Annotated in this window: 10 protein-coding genes; 5 read left to right on the top strand and 5 right to left on the bottom strand. The window is 43.2% G+C overall.

The features are described 5' to 3' along the window. Window positions 1-238 precede the first annotated feature (238 nt). Window positions 239-2,806 carry a bifunctional serine/threonine-protein kinase/formylglycine-generating enzyme family protein gene (locus V202x_RS19240; RefSeq protein ID WP_145178347.1) on the bottom strand — a complete coding sequence of 856 codons (2,568 nt, stop codon included), beginning with the start codon at window positions 2,804-2,806 and terminating at the stop codon, window positions 239-241. Then, window positions 2,803-3,432, bottom strand: a complete 630-nt coding sequence (locus V202x_RS19235; RefSeq protein WP_197992968.1) for an ECF-type sigma factor — start codon at window positions 3,430-3,432, stop codon at window positions 2,803-2,805. Before V202x_RS19235 ends, V202x_RS19240 begins: the two co-directional genes overlap by 4 nt. A 220-nt stretch (window positions 3,433-3,652) precedes the next feature. Between V202x_RS19235 and V202x_RS19230 the strand changes: the two genes are divergently transcribed. From V202x_RS19230 to V202x_RS19220, 3 genes are all read left to right on the top strand, one after another. Next, on the top strand, window positions 3,653-4,576 hold the full coding sequence (locus tag V202x_RS19230) for a hypothetical protein (RefSeq protein ID WP_145178345.1): 924 nt from the start codon (window positions 3,653-3,655) through the stop codon (window positions 4,574-4,576). Between the two features lie 167 nt (window positions 4,577-4,743). Then, window positions 4,744-7,041, top strand: coding sequence for an FAD-dependent oxidoreductase (locus V202x_RS19225; protein WP_145178343.1), 2,298 nt, complete (start codon window positions 4,744-4,746; stop codon window positions 7,039-7,041). Between the two features lie 105 nt (window positions 7,042-7,146). Beyond that, window positions 7,147-8,466 carry a 4Fe-4S binding protein gene (locus V202x_RS19220; protein ID WP_145178341.1) on the top strand — a complete coding sequence of 440 codons (1,320 nt, stop codon included), beginning with the start codon at window positions 7,147-7,149 and terminating at the stop codon, window positions 8,464-8,466. An 8-nt stretch (window positions 8,467-8,474) separates the two neighbouring features. Here the strand turns inward: V202x_RS19220 and V202x_RS19215 are convergent, their stop codons facing one another. Then, window positions 8,475-11,729 carry a PAS domain S-box protein gene (locus V202x_RS19215; RefSeq protein ID WP_145178339.1) on the bottom strand — a complete coding sequence of 1,085 codons (3,255 nt, stop codon included), beginning with the start codon at window positions 11,727-11,729 and terminating at the stop codon, window positions 8,475-8,477. A 208-nt stretch (window positions 11,730-11,937) separates the two neighbouring features. Here V202x_RS19215 and V202x_RS19210 point away from each other — a divergent pair, with 208 nt between their 5' ends. Next, window positions 11,938-14,556, top strand: a complete 2,619-nt coding sequence (locus tag V202x_RS19210; RefSeq protein ID WP_145178337.1) for a PVC-type heme-binding CxxCH protein — start codon at window positions 11,938-11,940, stop codon at window positions 14,554-14,556. Between the two features lie 159 nt (window positions 14,557-14,715). Then, window positions 14,716-16,497, top strand: a complete 1,782-nt coding sequence (locus tag V202x_RS19205) for a HEAT repeat domain-containing protein (RefSeq protein WP_145178335.1) — start codon at window positions 14,716-14,718, stop codon at window positions 16,495-16,497. 29 nt (window positions 16,498-16,526) lie between these two features. Here V202x_RS19205 and V202x_RS19200 read toward each other — a convergent pair whose 3' ends face one another. Together V202x_RS19200 and V202x_RS19195 are read right to left on the bottom strand one after the other, a co-directional pair. Next, on the bottom strand, window positions 16,527-17,807 hold the full coding sequence (locus tag V202x_RS19200; RefSeq protein ID WP_145178333.1) for a hypothetical protein: 1,281 nt from the start codon (window positions 17,805-17,807) through the stop codon (window positions 16,527-16,529). 56 nt (window positions 17,808-17,863) lie between these two features. Next, window positions 17,864-19,459: a DUF2339 domain-containing protein gene (locus V202x_RS19195; RefSeq protein ID WP_145178331.1), complete on the bottom strand. Its 1,596-nt coding sequence runs from the start codon at window positions 19,457-19,459 to the stop codon at window positions 17,864-17,866. Window positions 19,460-19,757: the final 298 nt, after the last annotated feature.

Below are 19,757 nucleotides of genomic sequence, written 5' to 3'. Positions count from 1 at the left end.
CAAATGCACGAAAGTCACGAACTTAAATTGAGATCTCACTCATAGAGGGTATCCAGAAATTTGGAATAGCATACATGAGTTTTACTGATAATTGCAGCTCATCCCAATTCTCTGAGATTTGTTAATCTAAAAGAAATAGTTGATTGAGAGATTACGTCTCGAATTGCCTCAACATGTTTCGTGTTTTTCGTGGTAGTAAAACGCGAAAATCACGTAAACCTGCATATATGAAAAGTGCTTAGTCCAGTTTTAATTCACGGACAATGCGAAATGAACCATGAAGTGGGGCTTCAGGTATTCCATTCTCACGAGCATAGGACGTCAATTGATCAGACGTCTGCCCAAACCCACCTCCACGGCGGACCCTACCACTCCCTTGCTCAGGGCCTGTGGGATCTTCCCGAGTAGACTCAGTAAAATAGTCCTCACGATAAAAATCCTGGCACCATTCCCATTCATTGCCATAGATGTCATACAGTCCAAATGGGTTAGGTAACTTCTGTTTTACGGGATGAATTCGATTTTCAGAATTATTGCGGAACCAGGCGTAGGTCTCCAGTTCTCCTGGATCAGTGCCAAAGAACCAGTCTGATTGAGTTCCCGCACGACACGCATATTCCCACTCCGCCTCAGTTGGCAAGCGATAACGATCACCCGTTTTGTCAGAAAGCCACTTACAAAAAGCGACAGCATCATTCCAACTGATACTTAGAACGGGCATCTGATCTTTGATCTCTAATTCACCGACATATTTCCAGGAGTAGTCGCTGGATTGGCGCCAACCCCCACCTTCCATTCCGTATCCACCACTGCTGCTGCGTTCTGCATCCGTTTGGTACTTTGTCTCGTCCACAAAAACACGATATAGTCCAGTCGTAATCTCGGTCGTACTCATATAATATGGCTTGGTAAGTTTGACGAGATACGCATCTTCAGCACCAGCTGTTAGTGATTGGGAAGGATTCCGCATGGTAAATTTACCAGGCGGAATCAATGTCAGTTCCAGTTGTTGTTTCTTCCCCTGATCACCTAGAGAAACATGCTTTATGACTGGCAGCTTGAGTTTTTTTGCATACTCCTGCTGATATTGTTTCGCCTCAGCTGGTGAGAACGGACTTGCCGGTGGAGTACCAGTGTTACTAAGACCTGACTCAGATGATAACGAACTCTGATTGGAACGATTCCAAAAAAAGATGCCAATCAAAATCACAGCAGCGCTGGCAATGCTTCCCCAGAAAAGCACCTTTTCTTTTGCTTTATTTTGATTCTGATTTTCCTGCGAAGTTGCTGTTCCCAAAACGGTGAGATCTGAAACGGCCGACTGGATTTCTGTTGGAGTACTGGCCCAGTTATTAGCAGATACTGTATTCGACTTGCCATCAACAACAGGTAAAGTGAAAGTCTGGTCCTGCAAATATTTCGAACTGAACTCTTTGAGATCAGCGATCAACTCCGTCACAGTGTTGTAGCGATCGTTGGGCTCTTTCGCTAACATCTTTGCAAAAATGGTATCAAATTCTGTTGGAATCTGCAGACCAAGTCCGGAGAGACAGGGTATAGGCTGTTCCTTGTGTGCCAGAATACGTTCGACTGTTGTTTCTCCTTCATAAACTGGCTTTGCTGTTAATAGAAAATACAGTGTGCAACCCAGACTATAAATATCGGAGCGATGATCAGCCAACTTGGTATTTCTAGCTTGTTCAGGAGCCATATAATCGATGGTGCCCATGAAAAACTGACTAGTTGTTAGTTCTGTTTGTGAACCATTGGCGAGCAGATCTTCAGAAGATTGCTGAAGACGGGCCAACCCCATATCGAGAATTTTGAGATCGCCTTGATCATCAACAAGAATATTCGCCGGTTTGATATCACGATGTATCACACCCTGACCGTGGGCATATTCTAATCCTTGTGCGACCTGCAAAATGCAATTCAGCGCATCAGAAAAATCGAGGGGTCCTGAACCACGTACCAATTCGGTCAGACTTTCACCATCAATATATTCACAAATCAGGTAATGCACCCCATTTTCTTCACCTGCATCATAAGCAGTTACGATATGAGGGTGTGAAAGCCGGGCTGCGGTCTGTACTTCTCTCTCAAACCGTTTCAGTCGATCGGGTACTTGATTCATATCAGCGCGAATTACTTTGAGAGCGACGACTCGTTTCATGCGTTGATGAATGGCTTTGTAAACCGTTCCCATACCTCCCGAACCAATCGGTTCAAGAATGAGATAATCACCTATTAACAGGGGATGGTCTTCAGCAGAAGAGAGTACACGCGCTTGATATTTTGTCAGCTTACCTTGTTGGATCAGTAACTCTGACAAATCTATAATCGTTTTAGGCTTTTTGCTTTTATCAAATTTTTGTATTAAATCATTCAAATCGTGCTTTGAGATAATTCCCGACTCAGTTAACTCAGAAAGATACTCTTCAAATGATAATTCGCGAGTTTTGTTTTGATCAGTGTTGTGTTTTTTGTTTGCAGAAACGGTATTACTATCCGCACGTGCGTTACGGATTACCGTCAATACCCAGTCCTGATCCAGAGCCGGAAACTGTTTAAGATACTCGCTTGAATCTGGTTGCTCTCCTTGTTCGAAGCGATGCTCTACCTCTAATGGAATGAGCTCCTTCAAAATCACATCTCGATATTCCACAGCGACATCATCAAGATAAGCACTGATTGAAGGTAGATTCTCCTGCTTCAACTCGGACTCAAACTGATCACACAATTGATTAATTTTTAGCATCAAGTCTGAAGGAAGCTGCTCGAAATCTGTTTCATTTCGTGAGTTCACAAATTGCAATCCTCTTGCCACAGACGTGTAATTAACTGAAGTTTTCTTTCAACTGTGCGACGGGCACAGCCAAGATTCTGCGCAAGTTCAGTAGTAGTTTCCCCTTCCATTTTGCCTAATGCAACCTGTCTTAATGTCGAATCACCGGTTTTATCCAATAAAATCAAGAGCCGTTCTAATTCTTCTGCCAATTGGACGGCAAATTCGGGTGAAGGTTGTTTTTGAATGATTTCTTCAAAATCCAAAGGAATTGATGTCCACTTCATCTTTTCTGAAGCCCCACCACTCTTACCAGTTCCCCCTCGCTTTTGTCGGTTCTCATTTCGAATTAAGTCGACAGATTTGTGAGATGTAATAGCAACAAGAAAAGGCCATAAATTGTCTCGATCAGTCACCTGAGGAAATCGGCCCTTCTGCGCACCCAGACAAAAACTTTTAAACGCGCTTAATGCAACATCTTCTTCATCTGCCATTGCCTTGGGAGCCCCCTGCAGTTTACGTCTGGCAACTTCAACCATTTCCAGAAAATAAGATTCCCATAATTTCTGCGCAGCTTGAGTGTCACCAGTTTTCAACTGGTCAATCCATTGCGTAACTGTCTCTTCAATCAAAGACATTTGAGGCATCTTTCTTGAAATTCTCCTCCACCTAGCGTCTCTTCTATTATAGCTTAAATCCTGTTCATTCTACAGCTTAGGTAGTTTTAGCCGCAAAGTATAATTTTTTCGTTTTTTTTGTCGTAATTTAACAGAACTTGACGAATCCTCTGAGAGTGTTCCCGCTAATCAATCACCCCTAACCTGAACTCAATACAAAATATACGCAAATGTAAAGAAAGAGAAAAATATGTCCCCTGCCATGTCCAAGAAATTCTATTTCCTACTATGTCTATTTCTTTTGTCGGGAGGAGCTGGGGAATTTCCTGACGTAGGAAAAGCACAAGAGAAAAATGAGTCAATAAATGACCTTAGCTCACTGAGTGACGAATTTGCTGATCCTGCAACCCTGAAACAGTGGTTTCGCATCTATCAAACAGAGAAGACAGATGCTGATCAACTGGAACAGTTTGATATCAGTAAGACCCGTCAGGGCTGGATGGTAATGATGCCTTATACGAGCACGTGGTACATGGACTATCGAGGCGTACTGGCTTACAAACTAGTCAAAGGTAATTTTGTCGTCACTTCCAATATTCGAGTTGCCAGACGTAATGGAGACGGAGCACCACAAAGCAATTATTCACTAGCAGGTCTTATGATCAGAACCCCTCGCCAAGTCACACCTCAGACATGGAAACCCGGTGGTGAAAACTACATTTTCCTTTCACTTGGTTCTGCTAATAAACCGGGGACATTTCAATTTGAAGTCAAAACAACACGAAACAGCCGCTCCAACCTTTCTGTGACTGATGCCAACACCCCAACCGCTCTGATTCAGATTGCACGAATTGGTAATGAATTTATTCTCTTGAAGAAGTCCCCTAACAGCAATTGGAATATTCATCAGCGGTATCGACGCACAGACATGCCAAAAGAACTGCAGGTTGGCTTAACAGTTTATACCGATTATCGAACTGCGTCTCGTATGCAACCTGCGCAACAAAATACAAGAATCATTAAGCAAGGCCGTCCTGACTTAGTTGCAGGTTTTGACTATGTCAGATTCAAAAGACCGGAGATTCCCCCTCATCTGACTGGTAAGTCCTTTTCAAATCGTAAGGAAGTTCCCGATTCAGAATTACTTCAATTTCTGGGGAATAATGCATATTAGTTAATAAAGTTATGTATCAGATACGCGCAATAATTTAAAAGACTCCTCTGTTTGCAATTGGCTTTACTTCGCGCTTATAATTATATGAAAGTTGAAGCTATTGTGTTTTTAATAATTGATCATGTTCTCTAAGCTAATAAGCTAAGTAATCACAGGAGTCAGTGAGAATGCGTTTCACAACTCAGTTTCTATACGTACTCGTAGGACTTTCGCTCTGTCTATTCTCATCAAATAGCTTAGCTGACTCGAAACCCACTGAGGGAGTTCTGGTGGAAGCAGAAAGTTTTCAGCAACAGGGAGGCTGGAAACTGGATACGCAGTTTATCCATATCATGGGCTCGCCCTACTTACTGGCACACGGTTTGGGACAACCTGTTGAAGACGCGAAGACGACAGTCCAATTTCCTTCCACAGGAAAGTATCGTCTCTTTGTTCGCACCAAAGACTGGGTCGCTCCCTGGAAAGCACCTGGTACTCCAGGTCGGTTCCAATTACTGGTCGACGGAAAACCAATCAGCGAAACATTTGGAACCAAAAGTCCCACCTGGTTTTGGCATGATGGAGGAACCGTCGAAATCACCAAGCCAGAGGTTGAGCTTACATTACACGACTTAACCGGATTTGCGGGCCGTTGTGATGCAATTCTATTCACAAAAGACCTTTCCTATAATCCACCAAATGACATGGCTCCAATGGACCAGTGGCGCAAAGGAATGTTGGGACTTCCTGATCAACCTGAAAAAACAAAACCGTATGATCTCGTTGTCGTAGGTGGTGGATATGCTGGTATGGGGGCAGCCATCTCTGCCGCACGCATGGGCTGCAAAGTCGCATTGATTCAAAACCGACCTGTACTGGGGGGGAACGGAAGTTCTGAAGTGCGTGTCTGGGCACAGGGCCTGGTACGCCGAGGCAAATATCCTCACATTGGTGAAATCATTGCAGAATTTGCCGACTCAGCGACTGCTTCACCGGGAACCTATGAAGAGTTCGGAGATCAGACCAAAGAGCAAATTGTGAAGGCAGAACCCAATATTGATTTGTTCTTAAATACGCATGCTTACGCTGTCAAAAAAGAGGGCGATAAAATTCGAAGTGTGACGGCATTTAATACCAAGACCGCCAAGCGTACCGAATTTCTCGGCACTCTGTTTGCTGATTGTACCGGTCACGCTGAAATCGGCTTTCTTGCTGGAGCAGACTATTACACTCACGAAAAAGGCCACATGGGCATGAGCAACATGTGGACATGGAAAGAGACAAAAGAATCTCGCCCCTTCCCTAATGTTGAATGGGCATTAAATCTTGATATGGAAGACTTTCCTTATCCGCAGCGATTTCATGGACAATGGTTCTGGGAAAGTGGCTTCGACAAAGATCCGATTAAAGATCTCGAATCAATGCGTGACTGGAATTTCAGAGCCGTCTATGGTGCCTGGAATGCGATGAAAAATAAAGGAGGCAAAGACAAGCATGCCAACGCAGTCTTAACCTGGATGGCATATATTGGAGGGCCGCGTGAATCCCGCATGTTACGTGGTGACGTCATTCTCCGCAGAAAAGATATCGCAAATAAAGTTGCGTTTCCTGATGGCTGCGTTCCCAGCACCTGGTCCATCGATTTACATTACCCCAAAAAACAATATATGAAAAAATATCCGGAGGATCCTTTTATCTCCAAAGCAGTGTTTGACAGAAGTGTTGATCGTAAGCGAGGCTACCCGATCCCTTACCGCTGCTTTTATTCTCGAAATGTTCCCAATCTATTTATGGCCGGCCGTTGTATTAGCGTGACTCATGAAGCACTCGGCACCGTAAGAGTCATGAAGACAGGTGGCATGATGGGTGAAGTCGTAGGAAAGGCGGCTGCGGTCTGTATTGATCAACAATGCAATCCCCGAGCAGTGTATACAGATCATTATAAAGAACTTGAAAAACTATTAGCAAGAAAAGGGATCGAACGGCGCGACACAATTGAAGGAAGTTTTTATATCCGTAAAGATTCCAAGCAACTTCCTCCCGTGATCGACGCTTATATTGATCCGGCAACGCTACCGGGATTGGTCATTGACGATGAACATAATAATGTTCAATTCGTTGGAAAATGGACCAAAGGCGAAGGGCTCAAAGGTTACATTGGTAATCATTACGTTTATCATGGTAAAGGAAAAAAAGCAGAAATCCATTTCAAATTTCAGGTGGATCAATCTGGTAAGTATGAGGTCCGTCTCGCTTATGGCCATCATAAAAATCGTGCCACGAACACACCGGTAACGATTCGCTCATCACAGGGAACGAAAACCGTGAAAATCAACCAACGAGTCAAGCCTCCCTTAGCTCACGGTTTTATATCACTGGGAACATTTAACTTTGAGAAAGACCAGCCGATCGCAGTGATTATGTCAAACAGTGGCGTGGACGGTAATGTGCATGCAGATGCAATTCAAATCCTCCCCAGCGAATAATCATAAATACGCCCCTAGTTCAGCTTGCAGGTTTTTCTTTCGCAATTTTGTATGATGAAGATCAACGAAATCAAGACGAGATTTGATTGATTTATTGAGAACAGGATGACAGAGTTACCGCTAGCTGCCGAGCCTCCTCATTCTGCCCGTCCGGTGAGTCATCTGAAATCAATTGCTTTAAAAACTTATCGCATGTCGGTCTTAGTTCTCATCGTATTCCTGATTCGGGACTATTATGTTCGCACTCGTGTGCAGGGAAAGTCCCCCATCGAACTACAAGAAGTGCAGTCATTTCTCCCACAAGCGCATTCTTTGAAAATAGACCATTCTGATCGTATGGGACTGTTCATTCTGGACCAGAACCAAAAACAGATCGGTTATGCCATTCGGACCTCCCCGATCGCAGATGAGATCATTGGCTACTGTGGCCCTTCGGACACTCTTCTCGTTTTTGACGAGACAACCGAAAAAGTGATTGGTCTATCAATTCGCAGTAGTGGTGATACAACATCGCATGTGAAAGATGTGCGTAATAATCAATACTTCATGAATCTATGGAAACAATATTCATGGGATGAATTAGCGAAACTGGATCTACAGCACGGAGAAATCGAAGGCGTTTCAGGAGCCACCATGACCAGTATGGGAATTGCCCATACCATCGCTTTTCGCGTTCAATATTCCAACGAGAAATCGCAGATCGTTCAACCTTTCCAATTTCAGATGAAAGATGCAATTCTGATTCTTTTTTGTGCAGGAGCATATCTCATCACTTTTACCCGCCTCAAACATTACCACTGGCTTCGAAATCTGTTTAAAGCTACAGCGTTCGTCTATCTTGGGTTTTTGAGTGGTGATCTATTGGCAGAATCACTCTTTGCCGGCTGGGCGAAATATTCGATACCCTGGCGTCAATCTTTCGGTCTCGTCGTCCTGGCGGTGCTTGCAATCTTCATACCTTGGGCAACCCGTCGAAATCTCTACTGTCAAAGTATTTGTCCGCATGGAACTGCGCAAGAGTTTCTAGGAAGAATTGTGCCTGCAAAGCGTAAGTGGAAAATTAGACCGGATGTCAAAAAAGCACTACGCTGGATCCCAGTTTTATTGCTGGTTGTGGTATTAACGGTGATTTTTATAGATCTCCCGATTGATTTGGCTGAATTGGAAGCATTTGATGCTTATCTGCTAGCATCTGCTGGGATTGCTTCGATTTTAATAGCCATCATAGGACTTTTCGCATCATTGTTTGTCCCTCAGGCATACTGCCACTATGGTTGTCCGACTGGAACTATTTTTGATTTTGTCAGATCACATGGAAGAGCAGATCGTTTTGGCAAAGGCGATTATGTTGCCATGCTTTTCCTGGCGATGGCCCTTGCTTTCAATCAGTATGCAGAACTGATCAAACAGTCTTTGTTCCTCTGACTCAAACCCTAGTAGTAATTACTCGATGAATCTTCCTGTATCTGATGTCTCAACAATGCCCGACTCACAACATTGACCAGCTTTTGTGGTTTATAGGGTTTCTTGAGAAAGTGAACAAATTCAGACTTTTCAATTTGACTGGCAACATCGGTTTCACTTAAACCACTCGTCAGAATCACGGGAACAGTCATTCCTTTATTTTTCAGCAAATTGAGTGTCTCTACTCCACTCAATCCTGGCATGGTCATATCCAGTAATACGACATTGATCAAATTACGATTTTGCTCAAAGATTTCAATTCCTTCACTTCCTGAGTTTGCAACTAATACAGAAAATCCAAAACGCTTTAAAATATTGTTGACCACATTTGACACTGCTTTATCATCATCGATCACCAAAACAGAACCAACATGAGGAGCCACCAGAGAATCAACACTACTATCAGATTTTATGTCTTCAACAGAGCTATCAGCGACAGGTAAAATTACTCGAAAACATGACCCTGAATTGAGCGCTGACTCAACATAAAGCCCTCCATGATGCCCACGAATGATTCCAGAGACTCCTGCTAACCCTAGACCTCGTCCAGTGAACTTTGTGGTAAAAAAAGGATCAAACATTTTAGACTGGCAATCTTCATCCATACCAATTCCGTTATCTTGAATTTCAAAATAGACATACATTCCAGGATGAATATTTTCACAAAAATAATAGTTTGCCAATTCTTCCTGAGTTAGTTCCTGTATATCCGTTCGAATACAGATCTCACCTGCCCTACTTTGATTCTGAATTGCTTCAGAAGCATTGGTCAATAAATTCAGAACCACTTGTTCAATTTGACCTGTGTCTCCATGAATCAATAATTCCTCTTCAGAAAGATTCAACTCAATGATGGCATTGGGAGAGACAATGGTTTTTAAAATTTCAACTGTCTCCTGAATGATAAGATTGAGATTAAAGGTACTTGAGGCAAAAGTGCGCCTACCCGAATATGCTAAAAGTCGCTCACAGATTTTTGCAGCATGCTTAGCTGCAATTTCAATGTTTTGAACATTCTGGATAACGGGGGAATCGTCATTTAAATCCAGAAGCGCCAAATTAGTATTTCCTAAAATTGCCAGTAATAAATTGTTGAAATCATGTGCAATTCCACCTGCCAGAACCCCCAGGCTTTCCAGTTTCTGCGCATGTAACATTTGCGCATGCAATTGATCTTTTTCTTCTTCGATCTGAATCCGGTCGGTTATGTCCCGAATTACCTGAATATAACCGGTGATTTGATTATCAGACCGTCTTAAAGGAGTCACAATAGTCTCACCCTGAAAACAAGATCCATCAGCGCGTTGATACTCTAAAATGAAAGGTTTCAAGACACGGGAGTTCGGATAGGAAACTCTTAAATACTTATCATCATATTGTTCACCAGAGGCAATGATTTCCCGAATCGGTTTTCCCAAGAGATCAGCCTCTTTACACCGAAAATAGATTTGTATCGATTCATTACACATGACGACATTATGACTGCGATCGGTCACAATCATCGCATCCGTGACAGAATGGAAAATCGTCTGAAGTAAAATCCGTTGACGATTTACTTGTTCTACTGTGTTCTTTCGCACGGTTACATCGATTGCCAAACCAATGCAGCCGATAATTTCATCATTCGAATTTCTTAAGGGTTCAATGTGAATATCCAAAATCGTATTTTGCAATCGCTGCTCAAACCGGACAGACTCCCCTTTTAGCGTCCTGTCGTGCATGGCGATCATATTTTTAGAAGCATCATGCGACTCATGAAAACCATAAATTGCCTGTCCCACAGTTTCATTAGGCTGAATCCCAAACTGATTGAGCCCAGCACCTACAATTGAGGTATATTGGTTATGACAATCCGTTGTCCATAAAATGGCGGGAATTTGATCCATAATGATTCTTAAACGCGCTTCATTTTCTAACCGGATCTGTTGAGAGCGTTTGAGATCATCAATATCGATATGTGTACCAATAATTTGCAATGGAGTCTTATCAGGACTATAAGAGGAAATTTTTCCTCTCGTAAAAATCCACTTCCAGTCGCCATCCTTTTTCTTCATACGAATTTCTGCTTCGTATGTAGTTGACTTTCCCTGAATATAATCCTCCAGCAGTTTTAATGTGGGTGGTAAATCATCGGCATGCACCAATTTTTCCCAGGCTTCAAATGTGGCTGGAAATTCCTGTGGTTCATATCCCAGCATGGAATACCAATGATCATCGAACTTAACTTGACCAGTCAGGATGTCATAATCCCAAAATCCCATAACTGATCCACGAGCAGCCATGGTAATACGAAGTTCACTATCTTTTAGTCGCTTCTCAGCGCGTTCCCGGCTTAATTCCGTTGCTGCCCGAAAAGTATAGTTTTTGATAGCTGGAATCTCGGCCAGATTCTCATAAATCGGTCGATCACCAAGTAGAATTAGATGACCGTGAATCTCCCCATTCTTATTGATCATGGGAATGCTGAAATATGATTCAATCTGATTTTCAACTAGAAAATAATCTTCAGGATACTTTGCGGCTACACCACTATGTACGACATAAGGCTCATGCCCGACAGCACTCTCACAAGGCGTCCCAGCCACTTCATATTCGAAATCAGGAATCAATGTCTCATTCAAATAGGCAGCAATCGTCCGACACTTTTCCACTTGTCGACTTGATTCTAGATGTTGAACTAAAAAGACACCTTTGAGTTTGAGGGCATCGGCTAATTCCTTAACCAAACGTTTGTAAAACTCATCTCCGGTCACACCACTGGTCGCGTGAGAAAGTAACCGCAGCAAGCGTTCATTTTGTCTTTGTGCAGTAATATCATCGATCAGCCAAAGTTCTTGTTCCGCATTATTCGGAAGTGTAACCTCGCATAGATGCTGCATTCCATTACTCAGTTGAAAACTGATTTCTGCTTGTTCAGAATGCTGCGACATCTTAGATGTGGTAGCAAGTTTCGTCCTCAATTCAAATAATTGCTTGAGGTTTTCCTCAAAGACAGCAAGATGCTTTTCAGAACCACCTAAAAGATCGTCTGCCCGTTGATTGACAAACAGCATTCCTTCGGAACATAAAACTACACCTGACGGAATACTTTCGATTATTAATTTAATAGAGGAAATGTCTGCCGGCTGAGAATAAGATTCTGTTAGCGGTTTCTTTATCTTTGACGTAGAATCAATACGGAACTGCTTTATATTCCCTCGCGTTGAACTTAAATTGGACTCCATTCAAAGTTCCTCATAGTTGTATCACTGATGTTCAAAAAACTAAACAATATCAGACAACTTAGCAGATTGATTTGACACAGGTAGTACTATGCTACAAAATTATAGTTTGGATCGGTATAGCAAGCCCCCCATCCAAATCATTTGACTCAAAAAAATACCTTCAGAGTCTCCTGCCTCTTTTGCCTATTTAATAAGAAAGCTTACTGCAGTGAAGAAATCCCTACAAATTGCTTTATGCATCATCTCAGTAACCATCTTTGCGGCTGCACATGGCCACGCCCAAGAAGGGCAACAACATCTGGAGGTAAAACCCCATGATCGTATTGTTTTAATTGGAAACACATTTTTCGAACGTATGCAGGATGCAGGGTATTTTGAAACCCTATTACATAGCCGTTTTCCGGAAAAAGAACTAGTTGTGCGTAATCTAGGCTGGTCAGCCGATGAATTGACTCTGCGTCCTCGCTCAAAGGATTTTCAGGATCATGGTCACAACCTGGAAGACCACAAAGCAGACGTGATCATAGCTTGTTTTGGGTTTAACGAATCTTTCGCTGGCAAAAGCGGTATTCCCAAATTCGAAGCCGATTTAAAGAAATTTATCGACACGACGCTTCAAGCGAAATACAACGGAAAATCTCACCCACAACTGGTGCTCTTTTCACCAATTGCAAATGAAGATTTAAAACGTCATGGTTTGACTGACTGCAAAGAAAATAACCAGCGGATCAAGCTTTATACTGACTCGATGCAGAAAATGGCGAAAGAGAAAAATGTTCTGTTTATCGACCTGTTTACTCCGAGTAAAAAGTTAATGAAAAGTGGGGACCAAGATTTCACTTTCAACGGAATCCACTTGACTGACTATGGATATCAACAATTGGCTCCTATCATTGATGAAGCTTTATTTGGAACCAACAATAAAACCGGCTCGACGGTAGACATGAAAAAGCTGAGAGCCGAAGTTCTGGAAAAAAATCGACAGTTCTGGTACGACTATCGAGCCGTCAACGGTTACTACATTTACGGTGGTCGAAAAAAGCCCTTTGGAGTTGTCAACTTCCCGGCAGAATTTGCGAAACTTCGGAAGATGATAGAGAATCGCGATAAACGAATCTGGGCAGTGGCTCAAGGAAAAACCGTTCCTCACAAAATTGACGACAGCCAGACAGGTGAATTTGCTGATATTAAAACCAATGTGAAAGACCCCTCATCGATACGCATCACTTCGCCTCAAGAATCACAGAAGAAATTTGAATTACCGGAAGGATTTGAAATCAACCTGTTTGCTTCAGAAGTTGATTTTCCTGAGCTGAAAAACCCGGTTCAATTTACCTTTGATAGCCAAGGTCGTTTGTGGGTTTGCACAATGGAATCTTACCCACAATATTTGCCCGGTAAAGACGTGGATGATAAGGTTTTAATTTTTGAAGATACGAACGGCGATGGTCGTGCCGACAAGCAGACTATTTTTGCTGATGGCCTGCATTTACCAACGGGAATTGAACTTGGAGACGGGGGCGCGTATGTCGCTCAACAACCCAATTTAGTATTTCTGAAAGATACCGATGGCGATGGTTACGCAGACCACAAAGAAATCGTGCTACATGGCTTTGACTCAGCAGATTCGCACCATGCTATCAGTGCTTTCACTTGGGGTCCTGGCGGAGACTTATACTTTCAGGAAGGGACATTCCATCATACACAAGTAGAAACTCCCTATGGTCCCCGCCGCGTGAAAAATGCAGGTGTCTTTCGTTATGAACCGCGCACAGAAAAATTCGACATCTTCATTTCATACAGCTACGCCAACCCTTGGGGGCATGTCTTTGATCGATGGGGCCAGAACTTTGTGGCTGATGCCTCTGGAGGAGCGAACTATTTTGGTACCGCCTATTCTGGTGACTTGGACTACCCTCGTAAACACGCAGGAATGAAGCATTTCCTTAAAAAACAATGGCGGCCAACTGCAGGATGTGAATTTGTTTCCAGCCGACAGTTTCCAGAAGAAATGCAAGGTAACTATCTCTTAAACAACTGCATCGGATTTCATGGCGTATTGCAGTACAAAATGAAAGAAGATGGATCTGGATTCGCAGCAGATCCTGTGGAACCACTCGTAAAATCTACAGACACCAACTTCAGACCCGTTGATCTGCAATTTGGACCAGATGGTGCACTGTATCTGATTGACTGGTTCAATCCACTGGTAGGTCACATGCAACACTCGATTCGAGACCCCAATCGGGATGCCCAACACGGACGCATCTGGCGCGTGACCTATTCTAAAAAACCTTTATTGAAAGATCCGGAAATTGCGAAGGCATCGATTCCTGAACTGCTCGATCTTTTGAAGACTTATGAAGATCGGGTACGTTATCGCGTTCGCCGTGAATTACGAATCCGCGATACCCAGGAAGTGACCTCAGCAGTCAACAAATGGGTTGCGACTCTTGATCCGAAGGACAAAGATTACCAGCACCATTTACTCGAAGCGTTATGGGTACATCAGAATCTTGATGTTGTCGATGTCCAATTTCTGAAGAAGATGTTACGCTCACCCGAACCACGCGCACGGGCTGCTGCCACGCGTGTCTTGTGTTATTGGCGTGACCGAGTGAATGGCTCTCTAGAATTACTCAGAGCTCAGGTTAATGATGAACACCCCAGAGTCAGACTGGAAGCAATTCGCGCACTGAGCTTTTACCATGATCCTCAAGCACTCGATATCGCTGTCGAATCGTTGATTCATCCTCAGGATTACTACCTTGAATACACTTTAAAAGAGACAATGGATACACTCGAAAAAAGAATGAGTAATAAATAATTTATTGAGTGCTTTCCAAAACTTATCAGACATTTTATCCAGGAGAAAAGTGTTGATTTTCTCCTGGATAAGTTTGATCTCGCCCCTTGCATTTCCATCTGTACCAATTAACGTCTTAACCTACAATTTAGACGACTTTTACGCTGAGTCAGTTTCAAAATGAGAAATCAACCACCCATTTATTCAATCCTGTTACTTTCAGGGCTCACCTTATCTTTCGTCTTGCAGCATTCAGAGCACGCTGTTGCCCAATCAAAGAGTAGCGTTGCTCCGTTGATGAAACTCTTGAAAAGTGGTCGGGTTCCTGCGCAACGCCAGGGAACGCTTATTGAACTCATCTGTCGTAAAGGGAACAAAGAAGATCTGGGATATATTTGGGGACAAATTACCACAAATGCCTTCAAAGGTGACTTAAAGGAAAAATCACTTCTTGCATTGAAAGAAGCATTTCAAAATCGAAAGATCATTCCCGCAGGTTCGCTGCAAGGTATCTCTACTCTGATCAATGAAAAACCTCCCATCAATCTAGTCGCAGTCGAATTAGCAGGTTTGTGGAAAGTCACTTCTGCAACGGAAAAGCTACAACAATTAGCATTGGCAACAAAAACGAATGAGAAATTACGAACCGCCGCCATTGATGCTCTCGTTTCCATTGGGGGACCTGAAAGTATGCAAGCGATGAACGAACTCACCGGCGAAAATTCACCACAGGAGATTCGCTATCTCGGAGCAGCAGCCTTGGTGACATTAAATTTAAAACAGGCCATTAAAGCTGGCATCAAAATCATGTCATCGGGACAATCGGGTGATCCCACACCATTTATCGCTGCAATTCTGGAGAAACAGGGGGCTGCTGACCAATTGGCGGCTGCCATTAATTCGCAGAAGATCCCTGAAGATATTGCGAAAAAACTTCTGCGTTATATGTATTCTGTAGGCCGGAGTGACAAATTGTTAAGCGATGCCCTCAGTAAAGCAGCAGGGATGTCGGGCAAAGAAAAGAAACTGACTGATGCGGAATTTAAACAACTCGTGGCAGATGTGATTGACCACGGAAACGCGGAACGAGGAGAAAAAATCTTTCGCCGTTCTGATCTCAGTTGTATGAAATGCCATGCAGTCAGTAAAGCCGGAGGCGAAGTCGGGCCGGACCTGAGTCCCATTGGTGCCAGTTCTCCTGTAGATTACCTGGTTCGTTCTATCCTTTATCCTAATCAAGCTGTCAAAGAAGCCTATCAGACCTATGTGATCGTCACATTTGAAGGCAAAATCATCCGTGGAATCATTGTTGATCGCAATGAGGAACGAATCATTCTGAAAGATGCGAACGGAAAGCAAATTGTGATCCCCGTTGATGACATTGACGATGAAGCAGAAGGCGGCTCTTTAATGCCTCAAGGACTGACCAAATTTCTGACAAGAGATGAACTCGTCGATATCGTGAAATATTTGTCTGTTTTAGGTAAGCCAGGTCCATACGCGATTCGTTCCAAACCTACTGTACAGCGCTGGTTACTAATGCGAAATATTCCTGATCTGATTTTGTCAAATGAAACTGTGGATGAAGAGTTGTTTGAAGAACATGTACTTCGCGCTCCCAGTACAGATTGGACACCCCAATATGCGATGGTGGCAGGTTTATTACCTTACGAGGAATTGAAGACGTTAACCACTGATTCATCTGTCCTCTTACAGGCAGAAATTAATGTAACGGAAGCAGGCAAAATTGGCTTTCGGGTCAATTCGGCACAGGACACCAAAATCTGGATCGATGCGCGTCAATTAAAATCAGAGTCAGAAAATCAATTCGATTTGGAAAAAGGCATCCATAAACTGACTCTATTGATCAACCTGGCAAATCGGAACGAGGAAGGAATTCAAGCAGAATTCTTCAAACCGGCGGGCTCAAAAGTATCATTCACAGTTGTCGGTGGTAAGTAGATTACTTCACCTGAAATGAGGTATCAGATCTACAGCTTTGGCTTACGCGCTTCAATGCCATCATTGGCTCCCTGAAGATCGTCTGCACCTGGAACGTAAGGGTGTGTTTTCTGCCAATCCTTCCAGAATGTCGCTGGATGCGTTTTTCTCCATAACGCTAACGCATTCCCAACATGACTGTAAAACGTATACTTTTGCAATATCTCCTCTTCGGTATGCGAAGTGGTATTATTAATGACCCATTTTGCCGCTTTGACAATCATCTCATGCGGCGGGTGCAATTCTTTAGGGGCAATCGCCAACCATTCCAAATGGTGTCCTGTTGCAATAACATTCTTGTAATCAGGTATCTCTTGCGGATCAGTCAGAGCACTTTTTCCATCCATCCAGTTGGCAGGCCAATGACCATCTTCAAACTGACAGACACTGATCAAGTCTCGGACACGTTCCAGATAGGCATAAGCTTCTGCCCGCACTGGTTTCGATAAAATATGAAACTCGTCATCAAGACGAATCAGTAACATCAGCGAATAAACTCTATGTGTTCCGACGCAAACACCAAAACGTTTATGCCCTCGAATCAATCGTTTTACGATCTGATCAAACGAGACAACACGACCATCTACCGTCTTCCACTGTTTCACAGGAGGAATCCAGAGCCCGAAAGCCATCGCCGACCATTCCACTTCTCGCTCATCCAAACGAAAATCGCGAAGTGATTCCTGAATCACATCATTAATATCCATATCACGCCGTGACGGACCAAAAACGGGTTCATCTAAATGAATACCAGCTTCTGTCAACGAAGCGAGCCAGTGGTCATGATGCACTGATCCTCCTGCCTGACTGCCCCAACGAATCGAAATCCCCGCTGGTTCCTCTACAAGCAGTGGAGAGATCTCATCTCCCCATGAAGTCAAAAAACGAGCATGATCAATTAAAAAATCTCTCATTTCAATTCCTGAAACAATACTCGGATCTTGAAATGTAGATTGAATACTCCAGGTACGCAGTGCATGCTCGACATGATTGGGCTTCATGCGTTTCCGTGGAAATTTAGGCCGCACTTGTTTCAATACCGCGGCTAATTCATCATCTGTCACAACGGAAGGATCATCATAAAACGGCTCCACTTGAAGTGGAACCTTTCGATCAATTTTGACTTCCGGATATGAAATTTGCTTCAGAAAAACATTGTTGAATTCTTGTTGCGACTCTTTGGAACCAAGGGTATAAGCTCCACAAAAAGCGATCACAACCAGAATTTGTACCGTAATTATCGTTTTCAATGTCAATTTGCGTGACTTCATAGCTGAGCTCGAAATGAAAGAAGTATTTTAGTAATTGATAAAAGAACAGAAGTTGATCACTCAATGGGTTCATTTCGTAGTAACACTACTGACCGACCGTCTTTGTATCCCACACGCCAATCTCCACTACGTTCCAAACGACGCAACAAATTGCTTCGACGCGGTAAATCCAACACGATTGTGTTGACGCCATATCTGTCCAACAATTCCTCACCATCACTCCCGAGATTGATTATGCGTAAATAATGATCCCATACTTCCTGTGGAAGCAAATGGACGTGGGAATTTGCAAATACAGAGGCGTTCTCGGGGCCATCCCACAATAAATAATCGCCGAGCTCCATCGAATTGAAGAGCTGGCCTTCGATTTTCTTTTCTTTTAGATAGTTCACCGCACCAATCGGCGTCGTTGAAGAAACACTCTTCTCAAAATCAACTTGCTTACCGTGCAGAATTCTAGACCCAATCGGAGTAACGGCAAAGCAGATCCAGATCATACCTACAGAAACAACGGTCCATTTCCCCGCATAATGAACCGCATTCTCTTCGGCCTCATCTACCAGGCCTTTCCGTTTATGCCCCCAAATCGCCGCCCCGTGTAATGCCAGATAATAAGCGGCGACTGGTGCCCACCAGATTATCATCCGCGAACTCCACAAGGCCGCAGTTCCCAGTCCCACAAGAATCAGAACTTCAGCCACAGAAATTCTGCGGGGAGTCAAACGGTAAGCAATGACAATCAGTAATCCAAGCAAAGCTGCTGCCTTACCCTGGTACATCCGCAAAGTTAAAGGGCTCCATTCGACCAATTCTGCCAGATTAGGATGAGACGAGAAAGCAAATGCTTCTGTATATAATCGCAAGCCATAAGGGTTAACTAATACCGCAATGGCAGACAGCTCTAGCAGCAAGAAATATCTACGAGTCACACTGTCTCGAAACATTGCTTTCCATGTTCCAGATTTCCTCCCGACATCAACGGCACGACCGACTAAAAAACAGCCGATTAAACCTAATCCAACGGGAAAGGAACCATGCAGATTCGCCCATAAAACAAAGAGCGCTGGAATCGCAAACCAGTAAAATCTGCGCCATTGACGTGCATTAAGTGTTATAAACAGTAGAACAAAACAGAGTAAACCTGCTAATTGAGGGCGTACTATTCCCAATTGCTTCCAATCACACAAGAGAAACCCGATCACGCAAAGCAGACCCCACAAAAAACTATCTGTTCTTTTTTGAATACGATAGAGAAGCAAGCCCAGACAAGCTGTGATAGCAGCCGCATACAGGAATTTAATCCCGGCGACTCCAAATAACTGGTAAGCCTGAAAACTAAAGATTTGACTAAGCCAGGCAGTATCGATAAATGGGATTCCCGATGAAAGGGGAACCAATGGCTCGAAGGCAGGAATACCGCCTGATTGCCAGATCAACTCTCCATAAGCTAAATGTCCCCAGATATCTGTGTGCCAGAGCGGAAGCGAGCTAAACAGTAAAAAAGATAATGACAGAATACATACAGTAAAAAATGTAAACCGGGATACTCGCAATGCTTCAGGAAAGCGATCAACCAGTATCGACTCCTCGGAGTCTTCCTCGCTGGGATTCCCATTTGTGGATTCGTTTTGGTTTTCCAAAGCAGTGGCCATAATAAACAGATCGATATGAGAGATTACTTTTAAACATCATATGCTGTTTTGTAGAGTCAAACGAGTTCGATCAAATGATTATCTAGCAGGTTTTTGTATGAAACAGAGCGAGTGACATTCTTGACCGAACTCTTTAGTACAGCATAACAATAGATTCGTTTACGTTAAGCGTAGTTCAAGCACAGACTCTGAGTAAAATTCACTTAGTGGAATCATGTCTGTAGATAAAAAACAACAGGCATTTATGAATTTTGAAGCAAATGTATCAATTTTGCCAATTCTGTCAGTCGTCCCTATC

The sequence above is a fragment of the Gimesia aquarii genome (assembly GCF_007748175.1).
GTDB lineage: Bacteria > Planctomycetota > Planctomycetia > Planctomycetales > Planctomycetaceae > Gimesia > Gimesia aquarii_A.
Note: the sequence above shows the minus strand (reverse complement) of the source record. Positions and strands in the feature narration are given on the sequence as shown.